1 protein-coding gene is annotated in these 1,262 nt (G+C 42.4%); it reads left to right on the top strand.

Annotation, left to right across the window (positions count from 1 at the left end; translation table 11 throughout):
• The first annotated feature begins 65 nt into the window (after positions 1–65).
• Positions 66–1,231, top strand: a protein-coding gene (locus JWH17_RS23190) for an IS3 family transposase (protein WP_438941070.1) whose coding sequence is annotated in 2 segments (ribosomal slippage) — positions 66–321 and positions 321–1,231 — 1,167 coding nt in all. Because the reading frame shifts where the segments join, the coding sequence is not laid out codon by codon here.
• Positions 1,232–1,262 lie beyond the last annotated feature (31 nt).

Below are 1,262 nucleotides of genomic sequence, written 5' to 3'. Positions count from 1 at the left end.
TGATGTGGTAGGAATTTATGGACACTTTCTTAAGAGTGAAATAACAATTCTTGAGGAGGTAATTCATGACCAAACGAAAAAGACGTAACTACACAAATGAATTCAAAGAAGAAGCTGTGAAGCTTGTCACAGACCAAGGCTATTCCGTCGCTGAGGCCGCACGAAATCTAGGCGTAAATGCAAATCTACTTGGTAGATGGAAGAAGGAATCAGAGCAGTCTGAAAATGATTCCACCTCTGCCGGAAGCTTAGTGTCGATGCAAGCTGAACTCAAACGTCTTAAAAGAGAAAACAAGCAGCTCAAGATGGAACGAGAGATATTAAAAAAGGCAGCGGCCTTCTTCGCAAAGGAACAAGGGTGAGGTACCAGTTTATTGATACCGAGAAGAAGGTCTTTCCAATCTCCCTGTTATGCAAAGTAATGAACGTCAGTCGCAGTGGCTTTTACTCCTGGAGTTGCAGAGATAAATCTGATCGAGAAAAAGAACGTGAGCGGTTGATTCCTAAGGTCAAAAAGATACACAAAGAAGTGAGAGGTGCATATGGGGCTCGGCGAATATCAGAAGAATTAATCGCTAAAGGTGAGAACTGTGGCCGAACCAAAGCTGCTACGTTGATGCAATTGGCAAATGTTGCAGCCAAACAGAAGAAAAAATTCAAAGCAACAACCGACAGTAAACATAAACTTCCTGTTGCCCCAAATGTGTTGAATCGCAATTTTGTTGTATCACAACCTGACGTTGCCTACTGCTCTGATATCACCTACATTTGGACAACAGAGGGCTGGCTATACCTCGCCGTTGTTATAGACTTATATTCCCGGAAAGTTGTCGGCTGGTCACTGAAAAGTCGAATGACAAAAGACCTTGTTGTCAATGCATTGCAAATGGCGATCTGGCGTCGCAGACCTTTACCATGCCTTATTTTTCATTCAGATCGTGGCAGCCAGTATTGCAGCCATGTTTTTCAAAAAATTCTCAAAAGAAACCGGATGACAAGCAGCATGAGTCGGAAGGGCAATTGCTGGGATAATAGTGTAGCTGAAAGTTTCTTCGGAAGTTTGAAAATAGAAAGAGTCTTTGATTCCCTCTATCCAACCAGAGAAGCAGCCAGGAGAGATGTCGTGGATTACATAGAGATGTTTTACAACAGCAGAAGACGGCATTCGTATCTTGGCTATCGCAGTCCAAATGATTTTGAAAAAATGATGAAGTTGAAAAAAGCAGCCTAAGAAAAGTGTCCACTTTTACTTGACCACGTCA

This window comes from Desulfogranum marinum (genome assembly GCF_016918565.1).
GTDB lineage: Bacteria > Desulfobacterota > Desulfobulbia > Desulfobulbales > Desulfobulbaceae > Desulfogranum > Desulfogranum marinum.
This window is presented reverse-complemented; position numbering and strand designations above follow the sequence as displayed.